Raw genomic sequence first — 4,858 nt, forward strand, 5'->3', positions numbered from 1 at the left:
GTCCTGTGGAGGACCGGGGCCTTCATACCCGAGCGGACGACCAGGTTCGAACTGGCGACCTCAACCTTGGCAAGGTTGCGCTCTACCAACTGAGCTACGTCCGCGTGTGCCGTTGTGCGCAGCCCACTATACCCAACCGCGCTCCCGCGTGAGACGGCCCCCGCGTACCGGTTGGCGATGTGGTCACACTCACACCGTCCGGCACTCACACCGTCCCCACTCACACCGTCCGTGCCCGGCATCGGGGATCGAGCCGGGCACGGCAAAGGCCCCGATCTTCCGATCAGGGCCTTTCATCACTGCTGAACCGCTGAGTACTGACTGTGTACTCCTGGAGCGGACGACGAGATTCGAACTCGCGACCCTCACCTTGGCAAGGTGATGCTCTACCAACTGAGCCACGTCCGCATTGCCGCCGCCACAGCTCTCACCGGGCGGTGCTCGCATCACCTTACCTGATCGACTTGTGCGACCGGTAAAGCGATGAGAGCGGGTGACAGGAATTGCACACTGCGCCTTCCCCCTGGAAGGGGGATGTTCTACTACTGAACTACACCCGCACGCTGCTGAGGTGGGGCCTTTTGGCCTTGCCCTTCGGCGTGAGACAGACTCTAGCCGACCTTGGGGGGTGCAGCGCAACTTGAGATCACGGCGCGCTCCGCGGCCTCGCCGACCGGCTCAACTCGCCTCGCGGAACGCCGCGTAGACCGCCTTGGGGATACGTCCGCGCGCGGGTACGTCCATCTTGTTGGACTGGGCCCAGGCGCGTACCGCGGCGGGTGCCGGCTCCAGGGTGGTGTGCTTGTAGGAGGTGGCCCGGGGCCTGTTGTGCCGTCCCGCCCTGGGCTGCCTCCGGCCCGCCGCCAGGTAGGGGGCGAGGGCCTTGCGCAGTTTCTTTGCATTGGCGGGATTGAGGTCGATCTCGTACGACTTCCCGTCCAGGGCGAACCTGACGGTTTCCGCCGCTTCTCCGCCGTCGATGTCATCGAAGAGCGTTACCACTACTCGCTGAGCCACGGATATCGGTCCTTTCCCGCAGTTGCGCCGTGCCACCGGTTCTGACATGCGGCTATACCGGTTTTCCGGCTGTCGAGGGGCAAAACTGCCGTCCTCTGTATTCCTTTGTACAGCGAGTGGTAGCGCATTGTGAAGCCCAACCAATTACTTGCGCGTGTCCGGAGCAATGGGGGGTGGGGTATTTTCCCGGGATTTTCGCCGGGTGATACCGGGTGTGTTCGGGCCGGGGTCCCCGTCGGGTCCGCCCGCCACCTGCCCCGCCACCTGCCCGGGCCCTGCCCCGGGCCCGGACCCGGAACCTGCCCCTGGACCTGCCCCCTGCCCCGGAACCTGCCCCTGGACCCGGCCCGGAGCCCCGGACCGGAGCCCCCCTGGACCCGGCCGGAGCCCCCCTGGACCCGGGCAGGACCCGCCTCCGCCCCGCCCCCGGAACCCGGGCCCGTGACCCGCTCCGGACCCTGCCCGGAACCCGATTGCGTCTACGCGGGTAGATTTTTGCGCCGGGTACGCTGGGCGGACCGCCCTCGCAACACACCACCGGGAGTGCCCGTGGCACGCGTCGTAGTCGACGTCATGCTCAAGCCCGAGATCCTCGACCCCCAGGGACAAGCGGTGCAGCGCGCACTGCCGCGCCTCGGTTTCGACGGCATCGCGGACGTACGTCAGGGAAAGCGTTTTGAGCTGGAGGTGGACGGGCCGGTCGATGACGCCGCCCTCGCCCGCATCCATGAGATGGCCGAAACGTTCCTCGCCAACACCGTCATCGAGGATTTCGTGGTCAAGGTGGAGTCGTGACCGCCGACGGGTCCGTCACCACCGCCCCCGGCGGAGACGCCGCCGGCCGCAGTGACACCGGTAGCCGCGGCAACACCCGTATCGGAGTCGTCACTTTTCCCGGCACCCTCGACGACCGGGACAGTCTGCGGGCCGTACGGCTCGCGGGCGCCGAGCCCGTATCGCTCTGGCACCGTGACAAGGATCTCAAGCAGGTAGACGCCGTGGTCCTCGCGGGAGGTTTCTCGTACGGCGACTATCTGCGCGCCGGAGCGATTTCCCGCTTCTCGCCGGTGATGGAGACGATCATCGATCAGGCCAGGGCGGGGCTGCCGGTTCTCGGTATCTGCAATGGCTTCCAGATCCTCACCGAGTCGCATCTGCTGCCGGGCGCGATGCTGCGAAACAACCATCTCCACTTCATCTGCCGCGATCAGAAGCTGCGGGTGGAGAACGCGGAGACCGCCTGGACCGGTGATTACGAGCAGGGCCAGGAGATCTCCGTACCGCTGAAGAACATCGACGGCCGCTATGTCGCCGACGAGCGGGTTCTCGATGAGCTGGAGGCCGAGGGCAGGGTCGCCTTCCGCTATCTCGACGGCAACCCCAACGGCTCGCTCCGCGACATCGCGGGCATCACCAACGCCGAGGGCAATGTCGTCGGTCTGATGCCGCACCCGGAGCACGCCGTAGAGCCCCTGATCGGCACGGGCCGCACCGACGGTCTCGCCTTCTTCACCTCGATCATCAAGAGGCTGGTCAACGCATGACCCTCGACACCACGAAGCACGCCGCGGGCACCCCCGAAACCGACCAGCCATGGGCCGAACTCGGGCTCAAGCAGGATGAGTACGCGCGTATCCGGGAGATTCTCGGCCGCCGTCCCACCGGTGCCGAGCTGGCGATGTACTCGGTCATGTGGTCCGAGCACTGCTCGTACAAATCGAGCAAGGTCTTTCTCAAGCAGTTCGGTGAAAAGGCCCCGGAAAGCGACGCGCTTCTCGTCGGTATAGGTGAGAACGCGGGCGTCGTGGACGTCGGCCAGGGATACGCGGTGACCTTCAAGGTCGAGTCGCACAACCACCCCTCCTATATCGAGCCCTACCAGGGCGCGGCCACCGGCGTCGGCGGCATCGTGCGCGACATCCTCGCGATGGGCGCCCGCCCGGTCGCCGTGGTCGACCCGCTGCGCTTCGGCGCGGCCGACCACCCCGACACCCGGCGCGTCCTGCCCGGTGTGGTCGCGGGCATCGGCGGCTACGGCAACTGCCTCGGCCTGCCGAACATCGGCGGCGAGGTCGTCTTCGACCCCTGCTACCAGGGCAACCCGCTGGTCAACGCGGGCTGTATCGGGGTGATGAAGCACGAGGACATCCATCTCGCGCAGGCGTCGGGACCCGGCAACAAGGTCATCCTCTACGGGGCCCGCACCGGCGGCGACGGCATCGGCGGGGTCTCGGTGCTCGCCTCCGAGACCTTCGACGCGACAGGACCGGCCAAGCGGCCCGCCGTCCAGGTCGGCGACCCGTTCCAGGAGAAGCTGCTGATCGAGTGCACCCTGGAGATCTTCCGCGAGAAGCTGGTCGCGGGCATCCAGGACCTCGGCGGCGCGGGCCTGTCCTGCGCCACCTCCGAGCTGGCGAGCGCCGGTTCGGGCGGGATGCGGGTGGATCTGGACACCGTGCCGCTGCGGGACGCGACCCTCTCGCCCGAGGAGATCCTCATGAGCGAGTCGCAGGAGCGCATGTGCGCGATCGTGGAGCCGGAGAAGGTCGAGCGGTTCCTGGAGATCTGCGAGAAGTGGGACGTCATCGCCACCGTCATCGGTGAGGTCACCGAGGGCGAGCGGCTGGAGATCTTCTGGCACGGCGAGCAGATCGTGGACGTACCGCCGCGTACCGTCGCCCACGAGGGCCCGGTCTACCACCGTCCGTACGCCCGTCCCGCGTGGCAGGACGCGCTCCAGGCCGATGACGCGGGCAAGCTGCCCCGGCCGGCGACCTCCGCCGAACTGCGGGAGCAGGTCCTGCGGCTGGTGTCGTCGCCGAACCAGGCGTCGAAGGCGTGGGTCACCGACCAGTACGACCGTTTCGTGCAGGGCAACACCGTGCTGGCGCAGCCCGAGGACGCGGGCATGGTCCGGATCGACGAGGAGTCGAACCTCGGTGTGGCGATGGCGACCGACGGCAACGGCCGGTACGCCAAGCTCGACCCGTACACCGGCGCCCAGCTCGCGCTGGCGGAGTCGTACCGCAATGTCGCCGCCTCCGGCGCCACCCCGCTCGCGATCTCCGACTGTCTGAACTTCGGCTCGCCCGAGGACCCGGATGTGATGTGGCAGTTCGCGGAGGCCACGCGCGGTCTCGCGGACGGCTGTCTGGCGCTCGGCACGCCGGTCACCGGCGGCAATGTGTCGCTCTACAACCAGACCGGCGAGACGGCCATCCACCCGACGCCCGTCGTCGCGGTCCTCGGTGTGATCGACGACGTCAACCGCCGTACGCCGATCGCGTTCGCAGAGGAGGGCCAGCTGCTGTATCTCCTCGGGGACACCCGCGAGGAGTTCGGCGGCTCCGCCTGGTCCCAGGTGATCCACGACCATCTCGGCGGACTGCCCCCGGCCGTGGATCTCGACCGGGAGAAGCTGCTCGGCGAGATCCTGATCTCCGCGTCCCGCGACGGGATGATCGACGCGGCGCACGATCTGTCGGACGGCGGACTGATCCAGGCGGTCGTGGAGTCCTGTCTGCGCGGCGGCACGGGCGCGCGCCTGATCGTCCCCGACACGCTGTCCACGAGTGGCTCCGCCACGGGCGACGCCTTCACCTTCCTGTTCTCGGAGTCGGCGGGGCGCGCGGTGGTCTCGGTGCCCCGGAGCGAGGAGCTGCGGTTCACCGATATGTGCGGGGCGCGGGGGCTGCCCGTGGCCCGGATCGGTGTGGTGGACGGCGATGTGGTGGAGGTGCAGGGGGAGTTCTCGATCCCGCTGGCCGAGCTGCGTACGGCGCACGAGGAGACGATTCCGGCCCTGCTCGCCTGACCGCCGACGGCCCGGTCCGTACGACGC

General features: G+C 68.2%; 4 protein-coding genes and 3 tRNA genes. 3 read left to right on the plus strand and 4 right to left on the minus strand.

What is annotated here, in order from left to right:
- Positions 1–31 precede the first annotated feature (31 nt).
- The 4 genes from ACWF94_RS33510 to ACWF94_RS33525 form a co-directional block, all read right to left on the minus strand.
- A tRNA-Gly gene (locus ACWF94_RS33510) sits at positions 32–104 on the minus strand.
- Between the two features lie 228 nt (positions 105–332).
- Positions 333–408: transfer RNA gene (locus ACWF94_RS33515), tRNA-Gly, on the minus strand.
- An 80-nt stretch (positions 409–488) separates the two neighbouring features.
- Positions 489–560, minus strand: a tRNA-Gly gene (locus ACWF94_RS33520).
- 118 nt (positions 561–678) lie between these two features.
- On the minus strand, positions 679–1,017 hold the full coding sequence (locus tag ACWF94_RS33525) for a histone-like nucleoid-structuring protein Lsr2 (protein WP_453497285.1): 339 nt from the start codon (positions 1,015–1,017) through the stop codon (positions 679–681).
- 549 nt (positions 1,018–1,566) lie between these two features.
- Between ACWF94_RS33525 and purS the strand changes: the two genes are divergently transcribed.
- The 3 genes from purS to purL all read left to right on the plus strand — a co-directional run bounded on the left by purS (position 1,567) and on the right by purL (position 4,831).
- Complete coding sequence (gene purS, locus ACWF94_RS33530; RefSeq protein WP_147987130.1) at positions 1,567–1,812, plus strand: phosphoribosylformylglycinamidine synthase subunit PurS; 246 nt, start codon at positions 1,567–1,569, stop codon at positions 1,810–1,812.
- A gap of 80 nt (positions 1,813–1,892) precedes the next feature.
- Positions 1,893–2,561 carry a phosphoribosylformylglycinamidine synthase subunit PurQ gene (gene purQ, locus ACWF94_RS33535; RefSeq protein ID WP_453497292.1) on the plus strand — a complete coding sequence of 223 codons (669 nt, stop codon included), beginning with the start codon at positions 1,893–1,895 and terminating at the stop codon, positions 2,559–2,561.
- On the plus strand, positions 2,558–4,831 hold the full coding sequence (gene purL, locus ACWF94_RS33540) for a phosphoribosylformylglycinamidine synthase subunit PurL (protein WP_453497289.1): 2,274 nt from the start codon (positions 2,558–2,560) through the stop codon (positions 4,829–4,831). The genes purQ and purL overlap by 4 nt, the downstream gene beginning before the upstream one ends.
- The last annotated feature ends 27 nt before the right edge of the window (positions 4,832–4,858 follow it).

This window comes from Streptomyces sp. NPDC055078, from assembly GCF_053607985.1.

Coding starts and splice junctions, on each gene's coding strand:
- purL (WP_453497289.1), top strand. CDS start 2,558: ATGACCCTCGACACCACGAAGCACGCCGCGGGCACCCCCGAAACCGAC.